The following is a 20,821-nucleotide window of genomic DNA, read 5'->3' as shown; positions in this document are numbered from 1 at the left end:
GATCAGGTCATTGAAATACGCAACACAGCCCAACCCGAAAGGCCGCTTCTTGAAACCGCTGGTCCACTTCCTGGTCATCGTGCTGTTGCTGGTCGGTTGGCCGAACCCGGCGCCGGGGAGCGGGAACCCGGACCAGGCCGCCCTGGGCGGAGCGCCGGGAATCACTGACTCCATCTCTGTTGCCGGTCTGGGCGGCGAGGCCATCACCTTGGACGTGCGGCAGGCGGACCTCCGGGACGTTCTGTCGGCGCTGGCCATCAAGATGGGCGTGAGCATGGTTCTGGTGGATGAAGCCGCGGGTCCGGTTACTTTCGAGGCCCAGGGCATAACCCTGGCCCAGGCCTTCGAGCTTATTCTTCAGACCCAGGGACTGTCCTACCTGCGCGAGGGGAACGTCATCGTCATTGCCGACCCGGACACCCTGCACAACGACTTCTTCAAGCAGATGATCCTGACGCGGTTTAACCTGCTGTTTGTTACCGCGGACAAGGTGAAACCCTTGATAGAAGAGCTGGGCATCCCCCTCTCCAGCATCTCGGTGGATACCAATCCCCAGGTGCTCTGGGCTCAGGGCACCCCACAGGCCCTGCACAAGCTGCGGGAACTGCTGCAGGCGGTCGACCGGGCGGAGAATGAACTATCTCTGCAATACCGGACCCTCACGACTACGCAGGTGTCACCGGTCCGGCTGGCGGACCTTTTGGGTCAGGCGGGGCTGGACGTCTCCCAGTCCGTGGTGTTGGGCAATCAGCTATTGATCTTTGACCGTACACTGCACAACCGTTGGGGCCAGGTGGAAGATCTGGCCAGAGCGCTCGACACCCTGGACGCCCGGGAACGAACCGTGTTCGTGTACCAGCTCAAAAACATCTCGGCCGCCGACGCGGCCTCTCGCCTGGCAGCCTTCGGTTTTGAAGACGTGGCCACCCAAACCTTCAACTACCCGGAGATCAGCCAGGAGATTTTGGTGATCTGTCCGCCCCACCTCCAGAACCAGGTGCGCGGCGCCCTGGCCGGCCTCGACGGGACGCGGCAGAGGATACGGGTACCGGTGGCCTCGACCACCGGTGCTCATGCCCACGAGGCGGCAAACGCCAGGCGGCACCTTTTGAGCGAACTCAGCGGCGTGCCGATCGGAAGTTTCCACATCTCCCGCAACCTCTCGGGAGACGCGGACAACCCTCACTACGTGCTCTGGGTCGAGGAGTCCCCGGAAAAGATCAAGCAGATCGAGGCGTTGAACAAGAAGATTGAATAAACAAAAGCGCCTCAAGATATGGCGAAAACCGGCCAGGAGCGCGTTCTAAGACGCACCCCGCTTGACCTTGATTTAGATAATGTGCCGCCTGTTGTCGGTTCAGCGGCCCGGTGCCCCGCTAGATTTCAGCCGCCGTTTTTGCTCGCCGGCCGGAAACCCCGGGACGGGCCGGCCGATTTCACCGAAATCCCTCCTGACGCTTCATCTTCGCCGCCGCCGACGAAAACGGCCTTGTTACAGTGGGAATACGTTATTGAAAGGTTTCTTTGTCAAAAAACATAGTGTATAATGCTGAACTAAGCTAGGAAGATAAGGAAGATAAGGTTGATGGCTACGGACCGGGGGTGTAAACAGGTATGATTTTTAGCGAAAAAGGGTGGGCTATGCCCTCGGTGCTCATGGTGATCTTGGTGATATCCTTACTTGGTACGGCTTTGTGGTATTATTCCATGACAGACGTAAAGCATGTTATCGTACAAGAAAAAGCAATGCAGGCGCACTACCTGGCCAGATCCGGAGCGGAGCTGGTTGCGGATTACGCCGTTAACAATTTCGAATCTTTAATCGCCCGTGATGATTATCCCTGGATTTCCGGACCGTATAATTTGGAAGGCAACGCGGAAAAGCATTTTTCCGTGCGGATTGACAAGCAGGCGCAAAGACTGGTCATTCAGTCAACAGGGGAAGTGGACGGCGTAACACAAACCCTGACACTGGAAATCGACAGCAGCAATAATAGATATTGGAGCCGCTGAGATGAGGGGAAAAAGCCGGTTTCCATCAACGCACAGGGGTTTTTCCCTGGTCGAGATAATCGTTGCCGTGGCCTTACTGGCTATCTTTATTGCGGCGGCCGCTGTCCTTTTGAGCGCGAGCTTTAAAGGCATAATGGACAGTGGTGAGAAAAGTAGGCTTATTTATCATACCCAGCAAGTCTTGGAAGAGAAAATAAGCCGAAATGACGTTGCTAGAAAGGCCGATTTTGAAATTTCGTTCTCAACCCGCACCGGAGACAATTATCTGATGCGGATAGATGACGCCGGCATTGTTGAGGAAGGTTCTTTGGTTTGTATTACTATGGCCACAAATATTTACAACGCCGAGGCCGAATAGGTCCGACCGTGCTGAACTAACCTTTGAAGGATACGAGGTTAAGTAACATGTGGAGCCGGGGAGGGCAAAACATGTTTGAGCGCGGCCCCGGGAACAACAAGGGATTGACCTTGGTGGAGCTGCTGGTCGGGGCGGCCCTTTTGGGCGCGGTACTGGCAATAGGTTACACCTTTTTTTATTTCGGCCACCAATCTTTTACCGCGGGGGAACAGCGCTCCTGGGTGCGGCAGAATATTCGCCTGGCAGCCGACTTTATTACCCAAGAGCTAAGGTATGCCACCCACGTATATGTGCTCGGTTCCGTCCCCCAATCGTTTGCCGCGGACCTCAACTATATTTACGTTAAGGATGGTGTCCTCAAGCACCGGAAAGCAGGCGGCGGCGAAGATACGGTCTTTGACCGCATCTCGGAGGGGGTCGTGCTGAAGGAGGATCTTGGTTTTTCCCTGGACGGGGAGTTTTTGGCTTATCGCGTCGCCAACAGCGGTGAAGATGCTTACGCCATAGACGGCAGGATTCGGCTTCTGAATCCCCTGGCCGATTCAAGCGGTAAAGACGGAGTGGCTGTTGCCTACAAAAGTGAGCGGCCAGCGGAAACACCTCCGGAACGATATACGCTAACGGTCTCGGTAGCAGAAGGCAATGGTACCACATCCCCGGAGGCGGGCGACCACGTTTATGAAAAGAATACCACGGTGCCTTTGACGGCTTTTCCGGCGGACGGATGGGTATTCAAGAAGTGGCTCATCAATGGAGTCAATATCACTACGGCCACCACCACGATCGTCATGAACAAAGACATAGAAGCAAGGGCCTACTTTGTGGATAAATATGATTTTTATGACTTTTTGCAGGATCAGAACGTGTTTGTGTATGGAGGCCGCTTGGTTTTTGAAGGCGAAAAAGTTGAAGGACGAAACGCCACCATTGTAATCAAGGGGAACTTGGGGGAAGATGATTTGAACAAGGGTTCTCATATCGACGTTAAAACAATTTATATAGACGGCTCTGTAGATTTGGATGGAGGGAGCGCCGATTTAGGCGCGGCCGATAACACCGGTTCCATTTATATTAACGGCGACTTGACTTTATGGAAAGGGAAGCGTGATGTTTACGGCAACGTCTACGTCGCCGGCAATCTGCGCTTGAAGGACGCGGTAATCCACGGCAATATTTATGTCAATGGGAATGTGGAACTGGGTTGGACACCCGACCTCAAGCCCAATGCGCGCATTTACTATACGGGTACTCTAACCCATCCCAAACGCATGAGCCCTGGCATCATTTCAAAATGCATCAAGGTGGACAGCGTTCCGGGCTTTGTGGTGCCTGATTTTGGCTTTCCTGCTTTAAAACCGGACGCCTGGTATGCCGCCAACGGATATGTATCCGGGGGAGCCCTGACAAGTGGAATTAAAATTTATGCCGATAATTATTCGTCGACCGCCTGGCGGCCGACCGCGCACAACGTGGTCATCGTCAGCAAGGGAGATATCACCATCACTAGGCTTGGAGGCAGCGGGGTCAGCGGGGTATTATACGCGCCGAACGGAAGAGTGACCTTTGAGGGAGAGTTCTTCGAGGGAGTGGTGATCGCCAGAGACGGCTTTTTTGTTACGCGCGGCGGGACCACCGTCACTTTCAAGCATATAAACACTTTCTTCAGCTCGGTCGCCGACTATCCATTTTTGAGTGAATAGGCGGCAGATAGATTTCCCAAAGTAAACTTGACTTATCCTCGTCGTTTTTCCACAGGGTAAAAATTCACTTAACGCTTATAGTCTCGGCAGCCCTCAGGTGATGCTGAGACAATTCGCGTTCTCCCTGTTGTCGTATATACGCGCCAGCAAAAGATTAAGTTCGGCGATCTGCTTCTTAACACTGTCCTTATCAGGTAATGCCTTAAGGGCGGCGTCCCGGAAACCTAGTCCGGCTAAAAACACCCTTTCTGCATCCTCAAACCGCTGTTGGTGCAGATAGAACTTCCCAAGATCTACATACCGTTCTAGAGCGTACGCCCCATACTCAGCACCCTTGACCAGGTAAGGTTCAGCTTTCTCCATCTCGCCGCCCGTTAATCCGGTGCATGACCTTGCTCAACGGACTGGTCGTGGTCTGCAAAATCAGGTGACAGTGGTTTCCCATGATGACGTAGCCGAACAGCTTGACACCCATGGCTATCCGGCATTTTTCTATTTCCCTCAGCAGACTTTGCTTGTCCCGTCGGTTTCAAAAATATACTCCCGGTTGTTCCCCCGCCGAATAACCCCGAGTTCGACAGTTCCGGGCCATTTTCTAGGCATTCGGAAAACTAAAACCCAGTAATATCAATACTTTGCGGGCTCAGGCATTGCGTAAATCCAAAAAAGGCATAGATATACGTTTTGATAAGTTGGGTATTGTCGAATCACTGGTACACGTGCTACAATATAGATATGTATATCCGCACTACCGTCCGCAAGAACAAAAACGGAACCCAAACCTGCTACGTGCAACTGGCCCACAATACTTGGAACCCTGAAACACGTCGTTCCGAGGTCCAGGTGCTCTACAACTTCGGCCGTGCAGAAAACGTGGACCGCGCGGGCCTGGAGCGCCTGGCCCGGAGTATTTGCCGCTACCTGGGGCCGGATGAGTTGCTGCGCTTTGAAGCCCGCCGCGACTACGGTACGGAATTCGGGTTTGAAAGTTCCAAGCCCTTCGGTGGCGCCTGGGTACTGCAAGGATTATGGAAACACCTGGGTGTGGACCGGATTCTTACGCAACTGCTCAAAGAACGCAAGTTCCAGAGCCCGGTGGAACGGACCATTTTCGCCCTGGTGGCCAACCGGGCCCTGGCTCCCATGAGCAAGCGCGCCGTGGAAGAGTGGGTGGCCCAGGACGTATACATCCCGGACTTGCCGGAGATCCCGCTCCACCACCTCTACCGGGCCTTGGACTTCTTGCTGGAGGCCGAGGAATCCTTGCAGTACCAAGTCTTTTGTCAAGTCAGCCATCTCTTTAATCTGGAGGTGGACCTTTTGTACTTTGACACCACCTCCACTTACTTCGAGATCGAAACCGAAGATGACGAGGGTTTAAGGCGTAAGGGTCACTCCAAGGACTCCCGGCCGGATCTGCCCCAAGCGGTGATCGGTCTCGCGGTGACCAGGGACGGTATCCCGGTACGCTGCTGGGTATGGCCGGGCAACACCGCCGATATGTCCGTGGTCCAGGAGGTCAAAAAAGACCTCGTGGGCTGGAAGCTTGGCCGGGTGATCACCGTCCTGGACCGCGGCATGGCTTCCGAGGAGAACCTGCGCTATCTGCAAAGGGCCGGCGGCCACTACATTGCCGGCGAGCGCATGCGGGCCGGCAAGAACACGGTGGAAAAGGCGCTTTCCCACCCGGGCCGCTTCAAGACCGTGCGCGACAACCTGGAGGTCAAGGAGATCGTCATCGGCGACGGCGAGGCCCGCACCCGCTACGTCCTGGTCCGCAACCCCGAGGAGGCCGAGTGGGACAAGGCCAAGCGCGAAGAGACCCTGGACAAACTCAAGCTTGAGTTGGCCCGTATCGGCGAACTAAACGGTGCGCCCCACACCAAGGCGGTCTGCAGTATCATCGCTCACCCCACCTACGGCCGCTACCTCAAGACCGACAAGCGCGGCCAACCCCGGATCGACAAGGACAAGATCAAGGCCGAGGAACGCCTGGACGGCAAGTACCTCCTGCGTACTTCAGATGACACCCTCGCCCCGGAGGACGTGGCCCTCGGCTACAAGCAGTTGCTGCAGGTGGAGGATGCCTTCCGCACCCTGAAGAGCACCCTGGAGCTGCGGCCCGACCACCCTTCGGGTGGTACCCGCCACCGGCTGGAGGACCGCATCCGTGCCCACGTGCTGCTCTGCTGGTTGGCCCTGCTCCTGGTCCGGATAGCGGAGAACCAAACTGGACAGACCTGGCGCACCATCCGTGCACACCTGCAGCGAATGCACGTGGGTGAGTTCCAGTTCCCCACGGCACGTGTGCATCAGCGCACTGAAACAGAACCTGATCAACACCAATTGTTCAAAGCCCTGAAAATCCCCCAACCCCCGAAAATACTGAACATCACTACTTCTGACTGCCGGATAACCTAGATAAACACCTATAATTTTCCCATTCCCCGGAGCCCTTGGGGGAAGCCTTGTTGTGCCGTTGGTTTATCTAGCAGCTGTCGAACCCGGGATAACGTGGCAGATGGCTTCCGCATATTCCACCCGCGGCCGCCGGCCCACAAAAAACACCTCCTGCCGCATTGTGGCAGGAGGCTCTTACCAATCCATAAGTTAATAAGTTAGGTGCCTGGCACCGTTACTGCCAAGTAATCGGTAACGGTGCATCATCCAATTCAGCGTGTGTTCCGAATGTATTTGCAGGAATATCTACAGCTGCCCTATAAGGGTTGGCGGCAGTGCCAGTTCCTACTATAACATACCTTGTGACACCAGTTGGTCCGGTAGGCCACGCCCGCAGAAATCCGCCGGTCACCAGATTGTCCGATGTAGGTGGGACGCCTGGGTTAATGGCCAAATGCTGCACAATGGCGCTGTCGATAATCCTCAAGTTGGCCTCTACCGTCTTCCGATTCGCATTGTCGGTCACGTTGCGGTACACCGGCACCGCAATCGCCACCAGAACCCCGATGATCACCACAACCACCATCAGCTCCACCAGCGTGAAGCCCCTCTGGTCTTTCTTCAGCGAACGGGCGAATTTGTAGAACATCAAAATTCACCTCCTTTCGGGCACTCTCTTGTTGGATGGTGTGCCAAGCACCGGTCCGGCCGCCATCCTTTTCTGGATGCTCCAAATTATGGAGTTAGACAGCCAGGCCGGAAATTCCTCTTTTTTATCATAATTTTTCTAAGGCTTAAGCCGTGACCCGCATCACCTCCTCCAGCGAGGTGATCCCCTGCTTCACCCGCAGCAGGCCGTCGCGGCGGAAGGTGACCATCCCCTCGGCCACGGCGGCCTCCTTGATCTCCCGGGCCGGAGCACGTTCCAGAGTAAGGCGCTGGATGGTCTCGCTGACCAGCAGCAGCTCGTACACTCCCATCCGACCGCGGTAGCCGGTGTGGCTGCAGCGCAGGCACCCTCCCGGACGGTAGAGGGTGATGGTCTTTTCCCCGTCGTCCAGGGGAAAGTCGGGCACGCCGGCCAGCAGTTCTTCCCGCCCCAGCTCGTAGGACTGCGCGCACTGGGGGCAGAGGACGCGCACCAGACGCTGGCCCACGACGGCCACCAGCGAGGAGGCGGTCAGGAAGGGCTCGATGCCCATGTCGCCCAGGCGGGTGACCGCCCCGGCGGCGTCGTTGGTGTGCAGGGTGGACAGCACCAGGTGGCCGGTAAGCGCCGCTTCCACGGCGATGCGGGCGGTCTCCCGGTCGCGGATCTCCCCGACCATGATGATGTCCGGGTCGTTGCGCAGGATGGAGCGCAGTCCGGTGGCAAAGGTCAGCCCGGCGCGGGGGTTGATCTGGATCTGGTTGACCCCGTCCAGGCGGTACTCGACTGGGTCCTCCACGGTGACGACGTGCTTCTCCGGCGTGTTCAAGGCGGACAGGGTGGCGTAGAGCGTGGTGCTCTTGCCGCTCCCCGTCGGGCCGGTCACCAGGATGAGGCCGTACGGGCGACGCATCACCTTCCGGTAGTTGGCCAGCACCTCCGGCGGGAAGCCCAGTTCCTCCAGGGATATCAGCCGGACACTGCGGTCCAGCAGGCGGAGAGTGAGTTTTTCGCCGTAGCTCCCGGGCAGCGAGGCGACCCGCACATCAATGGTCTTCCCCTCCACCCGCAGGGTGAAGCGGCCGTCCTGGGGGACGCGGCGCTCGGCGATGTCCATGTTGGCCATCACCTTGATGCGCGAGACCAGCGATGCATGTAGGTGGCGCGGGGGCTGCAGGATGTTGTGCAGCACCCCGTCGATGCGAAAGCGCACCCGCAGGCTTTTCTCCAGGGGTTCGATGTGCACGTCGCTGGCGGAAGCCCAGACCGCCTGGTTGAAGATGGCGTTGGCCAGCTGCACCGCCGGACGCTGCGCAGCCTCGTCCAGTCCGGCCACCACTTCTTCGGCGACTTCTTCTTCCGCAGCCGCCAGCTCGACCTCCAGGCCGCTCTGGCTGTACCGCTGCATGGCCGCGTCGAACTGGCTGTCCGGAATGACCACCGGTTGGATCTCCCGGCCGGTGATGATGCGCAGGTCATCCAGCGCGATCACGTCCCGGGGCTGCTTCATGGCCACCACCAATTTGCCGTTTTGAAACCCGATGGGCAGGGCGCGGTAGCGCCGGGCGACCTCCGGCGCAATCAGGCCCACGGCCTGGGGGTCGGCCGCGAATGTTTCCAGTGAAACATAAGGTACGCCGTTTTGCCTGGCGATGACCTGGGCAATGTCTTCTTCGGTGCAGTAACCCAGCTCCACGAGGGTGGCCCCTAAAAACCCTTTCCCGCCTTTTTTCGGGTCCTGCCGTTTTAAGGCCTCCTCCAGTTGTTCCTGGGTGATCACCCCGGCCTTCACCAGGTTCATCCCCAGAAGGTTCGCTCCCGGCTTGAGCATCTCTCCCTACACCTCTTGATGGTTACTGCCGCGGTGATGCCGCCTTCTCGTCGCCACCGTCGCCCCGGTGGAAGGCGGCGGCGGTGATCTCCGCTTTCAGGCCGGATGGGCCGGCCCCGCCCGAAACGAGGTTGACCTTGTCCACACGGATGGCGCGTACCCCGTACCGCAATTCATCCAAAAACCGCAGCGTACTCCGGTAGCTGCCCTCAAAGCGGAGGGTCAGCGGTATCTCGGTGTATCCCGGACGCGCCACCGGCTCGCCGAAACCCACCTGGAAATCGTGCACCCCGGCCAGGAATGCCATCTCGTGCAGTTCGATAAGAAGCGTGTTTTCCTCCGGCCCGGCCGGAATCAACGACAGGTGTGCGTCCACATACTGCTTCCAGGCCGGAATATTCTTCTGTAGTTCCAACAAATAGCGCCGCCGCTCCTCCATTTGGACCACCGCGCGCCGCTCGGCGGCCAGCGCTTCGCGGGCCTCGCGGACGGCACCCACCTGAAAGAAGATCGCCGCTAGAAGGGCGGCCAGCACCAGAAGGCTCACAACGCTTAAAGTCAGCGCCGGCCCGCGCGGCCGGATGGCGGGCTTGGTCTTCACCGGGCATCCCCCCGAAAGGCCGGCTGGTAGGGGTCGCCCGGCAGGATCCGGGCTGTGAACTCGAGGCCGAGCCGGGTGCTTTCCACCGTTGTCAACCGGCAGCGCGCCTCCGCCAGCCCCGGCACCGCGCCAAACTCATCCAGGCGACCGTCCACGACCGCCCGGGAGATTGCCCAGCCTCTGAAAGTCAATTCACCGCCCCCCTGCTTGGAAGCGCCGCCCGTGTTCTGATAGGAAGCCGAAAGGCTTTCGAGCCAGACCCCTTCGGGCAGGTGCAGGCTCAAATCGGCCAAAAGGGAGGCCCAGTCCGGGGTGGTGCCCATGGCGTCCCCCAGCATCCTGGATGCCTCCTTGGCCTGTTCCTCAAGCGTTGCGTATTCCTGGTAGGCGGCGATCTCCTCCTGGAGCGCCGCCCGTTCCTTCCGCAGAGCATTCACTTCCGCACGCACTTGAAAAGTGATGCCCAGAAACACGAGGTAGACTCCCAAGAAAAACAGCATTACCACGCTGACGGCCAGGAGATAATAATCGGTTCTGCGGCGTGCCCGCTGCCGGTTCCGTATTTCCGGAGGTAAAAGGCTGATGTTGATCTTATTCAACGTCCCCCCTCCAATCCGCGTCGCGCCAGCCCGATACAGGTCGCGAAATCGGGAGCCGACCAGGAGCTGTTCTCGGCTATTCCCGCCGGCAAGGTAATCCCCTGCAGGGGCTCGATGATCCTGACCGGCACTCCCAGATTGCCCTCCAGTTGGGTGGTCAGGCCCGGTACCCGGACTCCCCGGCCGCTGAGGACGACTTCCGATACGGCCTCCGGCTCCGGCTCCTGCCGCTGGTAATAGTCCACGGAGGCGCGGATCTCGGCCTCCACGCCGCCAGCCCAGGCGGCCAGGGTCTCGGCCGGCCATTGCCTGTGCGCGGTACCGCCCGGCCCGGCCAAGGCCTCCTCTACGGAACATCCCAGCATGCCGGCGGCCGCCTCCAGGCTGACCGAAACAAAGCGGGCCAACCGCAGCATGCCCCGTGCGATGACCAGAACAGTGCTTGATCCGTTGCCCAGGTCCACCAGCACGACCGCGCCGTCCGCCGGGGACGGCGGCATGACCCGCAGCAGAGCCAGGGAGGCCACGTCGATGTCCCGCGGCTCCAGACGGGCGAAGGCCAGCGCCAGCAAAAAGCCGTCCAGCATTTCCCGCCGCGCGGCCACGAGCAGCAGTTCGAACATCCGGCTCTCCAAGCCCGGCCGCTCACCGATCACCGTATAGTCCCAGACCGCCGTGTCCAGGGGAATCGGCAGGAGATCCCGGGCGTGATGGCGGATGACACCAAAAAGCTTGGTCCGGGGCATCACCGGCACGACGGCGAAGCGCACCAGGACTTCCCGGTTTACCACGCCGAGTACTACCTCGCGGCTGGTGATCCGGCCGGCGGACCACAGTTCGGCTAGGGCCTTCCCCACCAGCTCCGGTTGGGACACCATCCCGTCGACAACGGCGCCCGGGGGGAGACTCACCCGGCCCCAAGCCGTCAAGGTGGCCGCGCCGGCCGCACCGGCCTTGCCCCGCAGTTCCACCGCCCGAGCTTCAACCGTGTCCAGTTCCAGGCCGACGGCTCCACCTGAACCTAATAAACCCATAGCTTGAAGTCCCACTCCTTTGTCCGTTGACTGTAAAACGTTATCGCACACCCGAGATTACGGCGGTAAAGATGGGTAGGTACAGGGAAATGACCACCACGGCGATGATGATACCGATAACCACCAGCATCAGTGGTTCCAGGAGGGCGGTCAGCCCCTTGGCCATGGTGGCCACCTCTTCCTCGTAAAACGCTGCGATGCGGCCCAACAAGTCCGGCAGGGTGCCGGATTCTTCGCCGACAGCCACCATGTCCACCATCATGGGCGGGAAAATCCCGGAATCCCCCATGGGACCGGCGAGGTTCTTGCCTTCTTGAATTTGTTCGATGATTCCGTGCACCGCCTCGGCCACCTTCTGGCTGCCGGAAGCGGGACCGGAGGCTTCCAGCGCCTGCAGAATCGGAATGCCGCCCGTGAGCAGAGTGGCAAGGGTACGCGCGAACCGCGCCATCACCGCCCGGTGAAACAAAGAGCCGAACACCGGCAGCCGGTACTTGAGGCGGTCCCAGGCGCGGCTGCCGGCCGGACTGCGCAGGTAGTACCGGAACCCTAGCACCAGGGCCGCCACCGTAATTGCCCAGATAAACCACCATTGGTGTAGGGAGTTGGACAGGACGACAACCACCCTGGTGGGCAGGGGCAGGACCATCCCCTCCGGGAAGAACTGCATGAAGACGGGAACGAGGAAATAGAGCATGGCCAACACGACGACCCCAGCAAAGCCCAAGACGGCGATCGGGTAGAAAGAGGCGGAGCGGACGTGGTCGCGGATACTCTTTTCCTGTTCCAGCTGGGTGGAAAGGCGGGACAGCGCCTCGCTTAAAAAACCGCCGACCTCGCCCGCCCGGGTCATGCTGACGAACAGGGTGGAAAAGATGCCGGGGTGGGCGCTTAAGGCGTCACTGAAACTCTGGCCGCCTTCCACGTTGCGCGCCACGTCACTCACCGCGTTGCGCAGGGTGGGGTTGGCAATTTGCTTGCTTAAGGTGAACAAGGCCCGGGTCAGGGGAATGCCGGCGTCCAGCATCGAAGTCAACTGGCGGCTGAAGAGGGTCAAATCCCCCAGGCCGACCTTGCGGGACCTGAACACGGCGCCCCGGACGGCCGAGGGCCGGACGGCCTTGACCTCCACCACCCAGAAGCCCATCTGGCGGAGGCGTTCGACCACCATCCACTCCTGCTCGGCCTCCAACTGCCCGGTAATCAGGTGGCCCGACTTGTTGACGGCTTCATAGGTGTACAGTCTCATAGTCTGTTCATCCTGTTTCTTTGGATCCGGTTAATGCGGGTTTCAAGTTCACTTCAGCCGTCGGTCCATGGAGCCAGGGACCCCTTTTTGCATCAGGCGCTCCAACTCGGTCCGGTCCACGCACCGCTCCAGGGCCGCCTCGCGGCTGATTTTCCCGGCGGTGTACAGTTCGGCCAGCGCCTGGTCCATGGTCTGCATACCCTGCTGCCTACTGGTCTGGATGACACTGTACATCTGGTGCTCCTTGCCCTCCCGGATCAGGGCGCGCACCGCCGGTGAGGCCAGCATCAATTCGACGGCGGCCACCCGCCCTTTGCCGTCCGCCCTGGGCACCAACTGCTGGGCGATCACCCCCTGCAGGGAGTCGGCCAACTGTTGGCGTATTTGATCGCGCTGGTGTTCCTGGAACACGTCTACAATGCGGTGGATGGTAAGCGGCGCGGTCTGGGTGTGCAGGGTCGAAAACACCAGGTGGCCGGTTTCGGCCGCCGTCAGGGCGATGGCGATGCTCTCGAGATCACGCATCTCGCCGATGAGGATCACATCGGGGTCGGCGCGTAGAACGTGCCGCAGGGCATCCGCAAAGGAGCGGGTGTCGCTCCCCACCTCCCGCTGCCGGACGATGGCCTTGTTGTGCCGGTGCAGGAACTCAATCGGATCTTCCACGGTGACTACATTCACGCGTCGTTCCCGGTTGATGAGGTCGATCATGGCGGCCAGTGTGGTGGATTTGCCGCTCCCGGTCGGCCCGGTGACCAGTACCAGCCCGCGCGGGAGAAAGCAGAGATTGCGCACCGCCGGCGGCAGGCCCAACTCCTCGAGAGCCGGAGCCTTGTAGGGCACCACCCGCAAAACCGCGGAGTAGCTGCCCCGCTGGCGCATGATGTTCCCGCGGAACCGGCTCACCCCGGCCACGGAATAGGAAAAGTCCAGTTCCCATTTCTCGTCGAGTATGGCTCGGTAGGACGGTTCCAGCCGGGGCAGGACCAATTGCTCTATGTCGGACGGTTTCAGCGGGGGATAGTCCAGGGGAACCAGCTCGCCGTGAATCCGGACCACCGGGGGCAAACCGGCCGTCAGGTGCAAGTCCGAACCCTGCCGTTCCACGGTGATTCTCAATAATGTGTCAAAATCAATAGGGTATTCCTTTCCCCCATGACTGTCCATTGTCCCTTATACACTCCCGCTTGGTAGGTTTCGTCAGCTACTCAACCGGTTTTAATCAAAAGGTTTTTCGGACTACGTTTTTCTACATTACTCGACATATTCATGATAAATCTTCATTATATTACCACGCGTTACGGCATATGGCAAGGTGTTCCCCAGCACCTTGCTGTTGGCCTGTGATATTGTCACCTCATAAGCGGTCTGAGAAAATGTCACCCATGAAGGGAGACGTTTTCTTGAAACCCAAGGAAGCCAGGAGACTAGGTATTATGGAACGGGTCCTTGCAGGCAAGGTATCCATTCGGCAGGCTGCCGTCCTCCTTGGTCTCAGCGAACGTCAGGTTATGCGCCTCAAGAAAGGAATGAAACAGGAGGGTGAGGCTTTCCTCGTCCACAAAAACCGAGGCCGTAAACCAAAACACGCTATAACCCACGACGTCCGGGACCGGATCATCAGCCTCGCCTCAGAAGAACTCAAGGACGCAAGTTGCGAGCATATGGCTGAGCTGCTTGAGGAACTATATGAAATTTCGATCTCGGGCCGCAGCTTGCGTCGCATATTCAAGCAGGCCGGTATCAAGAATCGGCACAGCCGCCGAGCCAAGCGGCGGAAACGGCGCTCCCGCAAGCGCATGCCTCAAGAAGGGCTTTTGGTCCAAAGCGACGCCAGCCCGTACGCCTGGTTTGAAGATCGTGGCCCCAAGGCCTGCCTCCACGGTAATATTGATGACGCCACCGGTAAGATCCTGGCACTTTGGTTCCGGCCCGAAGAGGATCTGTACGGTTACTTGATGGTCTTAAACCTAACGGTCATAAATCACGGAATCCCGGTGAGCCTCTATACGGACGGCCACTCCATCTTCTTCTCACCGAAGAAGGACAAGTTGTCCATTGATGAGGAGCTGGCCGGCAAAACCGTTGCCCTGACCCAGTTCGGTAAGGCCCTGGAGGAATTGGGAATCAATCATATTCAGGCACGCTCTCCCCAAGCCAAAGGGCGTATAGAACGTTTGTGGGAAACCCTGCAGAGCCGTCTGGTGATAGAGATGCGCCTGCGAGGGATCTCCAACATTGAAGACGCGAACGCCTTTCTCCCGGTCTTTATTGAGCGCTTCAACGCCCGCTTCGCCGTTTGGGCCGCCGATCCGGAACCGGCCTTTAAACCCGCACCCACCAGTGAACGGCTCAACGAGATTATTGCCTTTCGGGAAGAGCGTACGGCTTCCAATGGTTCCACGATCTCGTTTCACTGTAAGACTTACCAGCTTATCGATGTCAAAGATCAAGCAGTTAGCCTGGCGCCCAGGGCGAAGGTTACGGTCCTTACTCATCTGGACGGGACGATAAGCGCCAAGTATGGCGATAAGGTGTTTTCGCTAAGGGAGTTCGTTCCCCAGCCGGCACCTAAGGCGGAGATCCGTCAAGCCAAGCCCCGCCGGGAACCTGCTCCGGTGACTGCGGATCATCCCTGGCGCCAGATTTCTCCCATAGCGCCCAAGCCTTCAACACCAGTGGAAGCGTACCTGGAAGCCAAGAGAAAGCGCTTCCGCAAGTACGCCTTTTAAATGAGCAACCTTGAAACCCTTGAGTCACCTGTCACCTCTCGCCTGGCCGGCCGTCAAGGGGCCGCATCCGCGGCGGCGTAGCCCTTGCCCTTGACGGCCAACAGGCGAGAGGAATAATCTTGGACGGCGGTTTCAAAGGTGACATTTCCTCAGACCATTTTAACGATTACAAAGGTGACATTTTCTCAGTCCAAGTTAGTGTGTTTTAGGGTGACATTTTCACTGGCCATTGACAGGTGTTCCCCAGCACCTACAATACCAGGCGCATCACCCCGGATTAAGATGTGTCCCGATTGATGCCGCCGCCTCAAAAACTAATTGGGTTGCCCCAACGGGGAAAGGCGCTCCAGCACCGCGGCCAGTTCGGAGGGCAGCGGGGCTTCGAAGACCAAGACCTCCCCGGTGCGCGGGTGCCGGAACCCGAGGGTGCCGGCGTGCAGGAACTGGCCTTCAAGTCCCAGCTCCGGGCGGGCATGCCCGTATTTCAGGTCCCCGACCAGCGGGTGACCCACGTGGGCCATGTGCACGCGGATCTGGTGGGTGCGCCCGGTATCCAGGGTAAGTTCCAGCAGGGAAAACTTGTCAAAGCGCCGGACCACGCGATAGTGGGTGCGAGCCGCGCGACCGCTGCGGGGAGTGACCGCCATGCGCTGGCGGTCCCGGGGGTGGCGTCCGATCGGAGCGTCCACCGTGCCCGTCTCGCGCCGGGGCCGGCCGTGGACCAGGGCGGTGTACCGCCGGAGCACCGCGCGGTCTTTGAGCTGGCCGGCCAGGGCCAGGTGAGCGGCGTCGTTCTTGGCGACCATCAGCAGCCCGGAGGTGTCCCGGTCCAGGCGGTGGACTATTCCCGGGCGCAGAATACCGTTGATGCCGGAAAGGTCCCGGCAGTGGTGCAAAAGCGCGTTCACCAGCGTCCCGGAGTAGTGCCCGACGGCCGGGTGAACCACCAGCCCCCGGGGCTTGTTCACCACCAGCACGTCCGGGTCCTCGAAGCAGACCTCCAAAGGGATGGCTTCCGGCTCGATTCTGGGCGTCTCCGGGTCCGGCACCTTTAGTTCCACGCAGTCGCCGCCCCGTACCCGGTGGCTGGCCCGTGCCGGACGCCCGTTGACCGTGACCAACTCCAGGGAAATGAGCTTCTGGATACGGGCCCGGCTCAGTTCCGGATTCTGTCCGGCCAGGAACACGTCCAGGCGGGTCTGTTCGTCTTCTTCCTCCACTGTGTAACGGTTAAGCGTGGCCATCTTGTCCCCCTCGGTGACTCCGCTCGTGCCACAGGACGTGTGCCCCCAAAAGCACGGCCCCGGCCGTGATCGCCACGTCGGCCAGGTTGAACACCGGCCAGAAACCGAAGTCGATGAAGTCCAGCACCCGGCCGTACCGAAGGCGGTCGGCCAGGTTGCCCAGCGCTCCGCCGAACAACAGTCCGACCGGCAGGCCGTATCCAGCCCGGATGATCCGCGGCAGGAAAGCCAGGACAACCACCGCCGCCAGCAAGGTGAACCCGAGCACCAACACCGGTTGGCCGCCGAAGATCCCGAATGCGCCCCCGGGGTTGTAAACATGGGTAAGCCGCAGCCAGGAGCCGATAACCTCCACGTCCTGACCCGGCTCGATCGTCCTCTGCACCAGCGCCTTGGCCCCCTGATCCAGCGTGAACACCGCCAACACCACGACCCAGAATCTTCGCACTGCCGTCCCCCTTATAAAAAGGGGTCAGACCCCTTTTTTTACTTTCCAAATTGTCGGGCTCCCCGCGGCACGGTTGTCCAATTCCAATTGCCCGCCGATCCCGACACATGCTATAATGTTGCAAGTTCACGGTCCCCGCGTCACAATACGGGAGTGAATGGGTCCTGGTGGGCCTCCTGGTCTTCAAAACCAGTCGCGGGGCGAGAAACCCCGGGTGGGTTCGATTCCCACGCACTCCCGCCAAAGAAATATCAAGACCCGCCCGCAACACGCCCGGCGGGTTTTATTATCCCACAAGTGCCGGCCCGTCCCTTAAGTTTCCATAATAATCGGCAGGATCATGGGCCGCCGCCCGGTCCGCTCGTACAGGAACTTGCCCAGGGCGTCCCGCACTTCCGACTTGATGGCTGACCATTCACCCACGCCGCGCCCCGTGCAGCCGTCAAGGGTGGTGCGCACCCGCTCCCGGGCGTCTTCCATCAGTTCCTCGGACTCGCGCACGTACACGAAGCCGCGCGACACGATCTCCGGCCCCGCGATCACCTGCCTGGATTCTGGGTCGATGGTCACCACGACGATCAGGATCCCGTCCTGGCCGAGCTGCTTGCGGTCCCGGAGCACGATGTTCCCGACGTCGCCGATGCCCAGACCGTCCACCAGTATCCGGCCCGAGGACACCTTCCCGGCGATCCGGCCCTTCTTGCGGGTGAACTCGAGGATATTGCCGTTCTCCGCCACGAAGACGTTCTCCGGCCGCACCCCCATTTCCCGGGCCAGTTCGGCGTGCTTGACCAGCATCCGGTACTCTCCGTGTATCGGCACGAAGAACTTAGGTTGTACCAGTTTCAGCATCAGTTTCAGTTCCTCGGCGCTGGAGTGCCCGGAAACGTGGGTTCCGGAAACACGTTCGTGGATCACGGTCGCTCCGTGCTTGTACAGGTGGTTGATGATCCGGGACACCAGTTTCTCGTTCCCCGGGATCGGGGTGGCCGAGATGATGATGGTGTCCCCGGGCAGGATCTCCACCTGGCGGTGATCACCCAAGGCCATCCGGGTCAGCGCCGACATCGGTTCTCCCTGGCTCCCGGTGGTCAGGAGCACTACCTGGCTGCGGGGCAGGCGGTTGGCCTCCTCCAGGTTGATCAACGTCCCCGCGGGAATATCCAGGTAACCCAACTCGGAGGCGATGTTGACCACGTTTACCATGCTTCTGCCGGCCACCGCCACTTTGCGCCGGTGCCTGTGCGCCGCGTAGACGGCCTGCTGCAGTCGGTGCACGTTCGAAGCGAACGTGGCCACGATGATCCGCTCTTTGGAGACCCCGAAGACTTCGTCAAAGGTCGCCCCGACCACCCGTTCGGACAGGGTGTAGCCTGGACGTTCAACGTTGGTGCTGTCCGACAGCATGACCAGGACGCCTTGTTCGCCCAGCCGTGCAAACCGGTGGAGGTCGATGACTTCCCCGTCCACCGGGGTGTAATCGACTTTGAAATCGCCCGTATGGAGCACGGTTCCGATGGGCGTGTGCAGGGCGATGCCCACCGCATCCGGCACGCTGTGCGAAACCCGGATGAATTCCGCGGAAAAACAACCGATATGCACGGTCTCCCGCGGATTGATGACCACCATTTTTATCTCTTCACTGAAAACATGCTCTCTAAACTTCGCCTCCAGGAGGCCCAGGGTGAGTTTGGTCCCAAAAACAGGAACATTGATCTGCTTCAACACGTACGGCAATGCGCCGATATGGTCCTCGTGTCCATGGGTGAGCAGAATCCCCCGCACCAGTTCCCTGTTCTCCAAAAGATACTGGATGTCGGGAATGACGATGTCGATTCCCAACATCTCCTCCTCCGGAAACATCAGGCCGCAGTCGATCACCAGGATGTCCTCGCCATAGCGGACGGCCATGATGTTCTTGCCAATTTCCCCCAGGCCCCCGAGAGGTATGATTTGCAGCTTGGTCTCTGGCGGCAAATGCGCACCTCCCTATATGAGACCACTATGGATTTGTTCACGGTGCTACAGCAGCTGAGCCTCCCTGAGCAGGACGCGCAGCTTTTCTTTCTCCTGCTCCGTCGCTTCGACCAGGGGCAGCCGCGGTGGGCCCACGTTCAGTCCTAACATTCCGAGCGCCGCCTTCACCGGCACCGGGTTGGTGGTCATAAAAAGCCCCTTGATCAGCGGGAACAGGCTGCTGTGCAGTTTTGCGGCCAGGGTGATGTTCCCGGACGTGAAGGCGTTGATCATCTCCTGGATCTTGCCCCCCACCAGGTGCGCGGCCACACTCACCACACCCTTGCCCCCGACAGCGAGCAGGGGCAGCGTCATCGAATCATCCCCGCTGTAAATGTGGAAATGGTCCGGCAGCAGCCGGCGAAGCTCGGTGGCCTGGTCCATATTGCCGCTGGCCTCTTTGATGGCGACGATGTTCCCGATCTCGGCCAGCCGGGCACAGGTCTGGGGCAACAGGTTGATCGACGTCCGCCCGGGTATGTTGTAGATCATCACCGGCAGGTTGGTGCTTTCGGCCACCGCCCGGAAGTGCTGGTAAAGCCCATCCTGCGAGGGCTTGTTGTAGTAGGGGCAGACCAGCATCACCGCATCCACGCCCAGTTTCTCGGCCGCCTGGGTCAGCGCGATGCTGTCTTTAGTCGAGTAGCTCCCGGTGCCGGCCACCACGACGGCCCGGCCCCCCACCTCGTCGACCACCGTCCGGAAAAGTTCGAGCTTTTCCTCTTTCGACAGGGTCGGCGATTCCCCGGTGGTACCGCACACCACCAGCCCGTCCGAGCCCGAATCCACCAGGTGCCGGGCCAGTTTCCGGGCCATTGGCAGGTTCAGCTCCATGTTCTTGTCAAACGGCGAAACCATCGCCGTGAGCACCCGCCCGAAATCCACCGTCACGTTTTCACCTTCCTGAATCAGTTTTACAGCAGGCCGTAGTCCACCAGCAATTCGGCAATCTGGACCGCGTTCGTCGCTGCTCCCTTGCGCAACTGGTCGGCGGCCACAAACATGTTAATGCCGTTCTCCAGGGTGGGGTCCTGCCGAATGCGGCCGACAAACACCTCGTCCTTTTCGGTCACATCAAGAGGCATCGGATAGAGCTTCTGCTCCGGGTTGTCCACCACCACCACCCCGGGGGCGCGGGAAAGCAACTCCCTGACCTCCTGAGCACTTACAAAACGCTCGGTCTCGACGTTGATCGACTCCGAGTGGCTGCGGAATACAGGCACCCGGACCGTGGTCGCGGTGACCCGCATGTCCGGCTCGTGTAGGATCTTCCGGGTCTCCCGGACCAGTTTCCATTCTTCCTTGGTGTAGTCCAGGTCCTGAAAAACGTCGATGTGCGGGATCAGGTTAAAAGCGATCTGGTATGCGAAAACCCGGGGCGGGTAAGTTTGTCCATCCAGCACCGCCCGGGTCTGGGCGACCAGTTCCTGAACAGCGGCTGATCCTGCGCCGGATACCGCCTGGTAGGTGGAAACCACCACCCGCCGGATGCCGGCGGCGTCATGCAGCGGTTTCAAGGGCACGACCATGATGATGGTCGAACAGTTCGGATTGGCGATAATCCCCTTGTGCCACCGGACATCTTCGGGATTGACCTCCGGAACCACCAGGGGCACGTCGGGGTTTAGCCTGAAAGCGCTCGAATTGTCGATGACCACGGCACCCGCCTTCCGAGCCGCCTCGGCATATTCGGTGCTGGCCGCCCCCCCGGCGAACAGCGCAATGTCCATACCCTCGAACGACCATTCCCGGGTCTCCTCGACGGTAAGCTCCTCACCGCCGAAAGCAACCTTTTTCCCTGCGGAGCGCGCTGTGGCACACAACCGCAGCTTGTTCAGCGGAAATTCCCGCAGCGCCAGTACTTTCAGGATCTCCTGTCCCACCGCACCTGTGGCCCCAACCACACAAACGCTGTATCCCGGCAAACATACAAACCCCCTATTCTTT

The 20,821-nt window shown here is 59.7% G+C and carries 19 protein-coding genes and 1 tRNA gene; 7 read left to right on the top strand and 13 right to left on the bottom strand.

Annotated elements, in window-relative coordinates:
• Window positions 1-10: 10 nt before the first annotated feature.
• The 4 genes from DAUD_RS04855 (at window position 11) to DAUD_RS04840 (ending at window position 4,071) form a co-directional block, all read left to right on the top strand.
• On the top strand, window positions 11-1,258 hold the full coding sequence (locus DAUD_RS04855) for an STN domain-containing protein (RefSeq protein ID WP_012302063.1): 1,248 nt from the start codon (window positions 11-13) through the stop codon (window positions 1,256-1,258).
• 356 nt (window positions 1,259-1,614) lie between these two features.
• Window positions 1,615-2,013 (top strand): hypothetical protein, encoded by a 399-nt coding sequence (locus DAUD_RS04850; protein ID WP_012302061.1) that lies wholly within the window; start codon window positions 1,615-1,617, stop codon window positions 2,011-2,013.
• A gap of 1 nt (window position 2,014) precedes the next feature.
• Window positions 2,015-2,371 carry a prepilin-type N-terminal cleavage/methylation domain-containing protein gene (locus tag DAUD_RS04845; protein ID WP_012302060.1) on the top strand — a complete coding sequence of 119 codons (357 nt, stop codon included), beginning with the start codon at window positions 2,015-2,017 and terminating at the stop codon, window positions 2,369-2,371.
• A 71-nt stretch (window positions 2,372-2,442) separates the two neighbouring features.
• A complete protein-coding gene (locus DAUD_RS04840) occupies window positions 2,443-4,071 on the top strand; it encodes an InlB B-repeat-containing protein (RefSeq protein WP_041570827.1) in 1,629 nt (542 codons plus the stop codon).
• A gap of 93 nt (window positions 4,072-4,164) precedes the next feature.
• Here DAUD_RS04840 and DAUD_RS12445 read toward each other — a convergent pair whose 3' ends face one another.
• Window positions 4,165-4,314 (bottom strand): hypothetical protein, encoded by a 150-nt coding sequence (locus DAUD_RS12445; protein WP_166485119.1) that lies wholly within the window; start codon window positions 4,312-4,314, stop codon window positions 4,165-4,167.
• A 492-nt stretch (window positions 4,315-4,806) separates the two neighbouring features.
• Between DAUD_RS12445 and DAUD_RS04830 the strand changes: the two genes are divergently transcribed.
• On the top strand, window positions 4,807-6,492 hold the full coding sequence (locus DAUD_RS04830) for an IS1634 family transposase (RefSeq protein WP_041570826.1): 1,686 nt from the start codon (window positions 4,807-4,809) through the stop codon (window positions 6,490-6,492).
• Between the two features lie 214 nt (window positions 6,493-6,706).
• Here the strand turns inward: DAUD_RS04830 and DAUD_RS12935 are convergent, their stop codons facing one another.
• From DAUD_RS12935 to DAUD_RS04795, 7 genes are all read right to left on the bottom strand, one after another.
• A complete protein-coding gene (locus DAUD_RS12935) occupies window positions 6,707-7,120 on the bottom strand; it encodes a prepilin-type N-terminal cleavage/methylation domain-containing protein (protein ID WP_012302056.1) in 414 nt (137 codons plus the stop codon).
• A gap of 145 nt (window positions 7,121-7,265) precedes the next feature.
• Window positions 7,266-8,951: a GspE/PulE family protein gene (locus DAUD_RS04820; RefSeq protein WP_012302055.1), complete on the bottom strand. Its 1,686-nt coding sequence runs from the start codon at window positions 8,949-8,951 to the stop codon at window positions 7,266-7,268.
• Window positions 8,952-8,973: 22 nt separating this feature from the next.
• Window positions 8,974-9,552 (bottom strand): type IV pilus inner membrane component PilO, encoded by a 579-nt coding sequence (locus DAUD_RS04815; RefSeq protein ID WP_012302054.1) that lies wholly within the window; start codon window positions 9,550-9,552, stop codon window positions 8,974-8,976.
• Complete coding sequence (locus DAUD_RS04810) at window positions 9,549-10,151, bottom strand: PilN domain-containing protein (RefSeq protein WP_012302053.1); 603 nt, start codon at window positions 10,149-10,151, stop codon at window positions 9,549-9,551. The genes DAUD_RS04815 and DAUD_RS04810 overlap by 4 nt, the downstream gene beginning before the upstream one ends.
• Window positions 10,148-11,185 (bottom strand): type IV pilus biogenesis protein PilM, encoded by a 1,038-nt coding sequence (gene pilM, locus DAUD_RS04805; RefSeq protein WP_012302052.1) that lies wholly within the window; start codon window positions 11,183-11,185, stop codon window positions 10,148-10,150. Before pilM ends, DAUD_RS04810 begins: the two co-directional genes overlap by 4 nt.
• A gap of 40 nt (window positions 11,186-11,225) precedes the next feature.
• Window positions 11,226-12,434, bottom strand: a complete 1,209-nt coding sequence (locus DAUD_RS04800) for a type II secretion system F family protein (RefSeq protein WP_012302051.1) — start codon at window positions 12,432-12,434, stop codon at window positions 11,226-11,228.
• 48 nt (window positions 12,435-12,482) lie between these two features.
• Window positions 12,483-13,601, bottom strand: a complete 1,119-nt coding sequence (locus tag DAUD_RS04795) for a type IV pilus twitching motility protein PilT (protein WP_012302050.1) — start codon at window positions 13,599-13,601, stop codon at window positions 12,483-12,485.
• A 236-nt stretch (window positions 13,602-13,837) separates the two neighbouring features.
• Between DAUD_RS04795 and DAUD_RS04790 the strand changes: the two genes are divergently transcribed.
• Window positions 13,838-15,166, top strand: a complete 1,329-nt coding sequence (locus DAUD_RS04790; protein WP_012302049.1) for an ISNCY family transposase — start codon at window positions 13,838-13,840, stop codon at window positions 15,164-15,166.
• 314 nt (window positions 15,167-15,480) lie between these two features.
• On the opposite strand, the gene DAUD_RS04785 is transcribed toward DAUD_RS04790, so the two are convergent.
• Together DAUD_RS04785 and lspA are read right to left on the bottom strand one after the other, a co-directional pair.
• A complete protein-coding gene (locus DAUD_RS04785) occupies window positions 15,481-16,410 on the bottom strand; it encodes an RluA family pseudouridine synthase (RefSeq protein WP_012302048.1) in 930 nt (309 codons plus the stop codon).
• The gene (lspA, locus tag DAUD_RS04780; protein WP_012302047.1) at window positions 16,397-16,858 is read right to left on the bottom strand and encodes a signal peptidase II; all 462 of its coding nucleotides are present in this window, start codon (window positions 16,856-16,858) and stop codon (window positions 16,397-16,399) included. The genes DAUD_RS04785 and lspA overlap by 14 nt, the downstream gene beginning before the upstream one ends.
• Before the next feature lie 149 nt (window positions 16,859-17,007).
• On the opposite strand from lspA, the gene DAUD_RS04775 reads away from it, so the two are divergent.
• A tRNA-Sec gene (locus tag DAUD_RS04775) sits at window positions 17,008-17,101 on the top strand.
• 69 nt (window positions 17,102-17,170) lie between these two features.
• On the opposite strand, the gene DAUD_RS04770 is transcribed toward DAUD_RS04775, so the two are convergent.
• From DAUD_RS04770 to DAUD_RS04760, 3 genes are read right to left on the bottom strand one after another with little or no spacing between them, the layout of a single operon-like run.
• A complete protein-coding gene (locus DAUD_RS04770; protein WP_012302046.1) occupies window positions 17,171-18,835 on the bottom strand; it encodes a ribonuclease J in 1,665 nt (554 codons plus the stop codon).
• Window positions 18,836-18,880: 45 nt separating this feature from the next.
• A complete protein-coding gene (gene dapA, locus DAUD_RS04765; protein WP_012302045.1) occupies window positions 18,881-19,765 on the bottom strand; it encodes a 4-hydroxy-tetrahydrodipicolinate synthase in 885 nt (294 codons plus the stop codon).
• Between the two features lie 23 nt (window positions 19,766-19,788).
• Window positions 19,789-20,799 (bottom strand): aspartate-semialdehyde dehydrogenase, encoded by a 1,011-nt coding sequence (locus DAUD_RS04760; protein WP_012302044.1) that lies wholly within the window; start codon window positions 20,797-20,799, stop codon window positions 19,789-19,791.
• Window positions 20,800-20,821: the final 22 nt, after the last annotated feature.

Origin of the sequence: Candidatus Desulforudis audaxviator MP104C (assembly GCF_000018425.1) — a bacterium.
In the GTDB taxonomy this organism is placed as follows: Bacteria; Bacillota; Desulfotomaculia; order Desulfotomaculales; family Desulforudaceae; genus Desulforudis; species Desulforudis audaxviator.
The sequence above is the reverse complement of the archived record's forward strand: the minus strand, read 5'-3'. Positions and strand labels throughout refer to the sequence as shown.

What these genes read in the sequence shown, in the direction of transcription:
- DAUD_RS04850 (WP_012302061.1), top strand. Translation starts at nt 1,615, where the DNA reads ATGATTTTTAGCGAAAAAGGGTGGGCTATGCCCTCGGTGCTCATGGTG.
- DAUD_RS04845 (WP_012302060.1), top strand. Translation starts at nt 2,015, where the DNA reads ATGAGGGGAAAAAGCCGGTTTCCATCAACGCACAGGGGTTTTTCCCTG.
- DAUD_RS04840 (WP_041570827.1), top strand. Translation starts at nt 2,443, where the DNA reads ATGTTTGAGCGCGGCCCCGGGAACAACAAGGGATTGACCTTGGTGGAG.
- DAUD_RS04830 (WP_041570826.1), top strand. Translation starts at nt 4,807, where the DNA reads ATGTATATCCGCACTACCGTCCGCAAGAACAAAAACGGAACCCAAACC.
- DAUD_RS12935 (WP_012302056.1), bottom strand. Translation starts at nt 7,120, where the DNA reads ATGTTCTACAAATTCGCCCGTTCGCTGAAGAAAGACCAGAGGGGCTTC.
- DAUD_RS04820 (WP_012302055.1), bottom strand. Translation starts at nt 8,951, where the DNA reads ATGCTCAAGCCGGGAGCGAACCTTCTGGGGATGAACCTGGTGAAGGCC.
- pilM (WP_012302052.1), bottom strand. Translation starts at nt 11,185, where the DNA reads ATGGGTTTATTAGGTTCAGGTGGAGCCGTCGGCCTGGAACTGGACACG.
- DAUD_RS04800 (WP_012302051.1), bottom strand. Translation starts at nt 12,434, where the DNA reads ATGAGACTGTACACCTATGAAGCCGTCAACAAGTCGGGCCACCTGATT.
- DAUD_RS04795 (WP_012302050.1), bottom strand. Translation starts at nt 13,601, where the DNA reads ATGGACAGTCATGGGGGAAAGGAATACCCTATTGATTTTGACACATTA.
- DAUD_RS04785 (WP_012302048.1), bottom strand. Translation starts at nt 16,410, where the DNA reads ATGGCCACGCTTAACCGTTACACAGTGGAGGAAGAAGACGAACAGACC.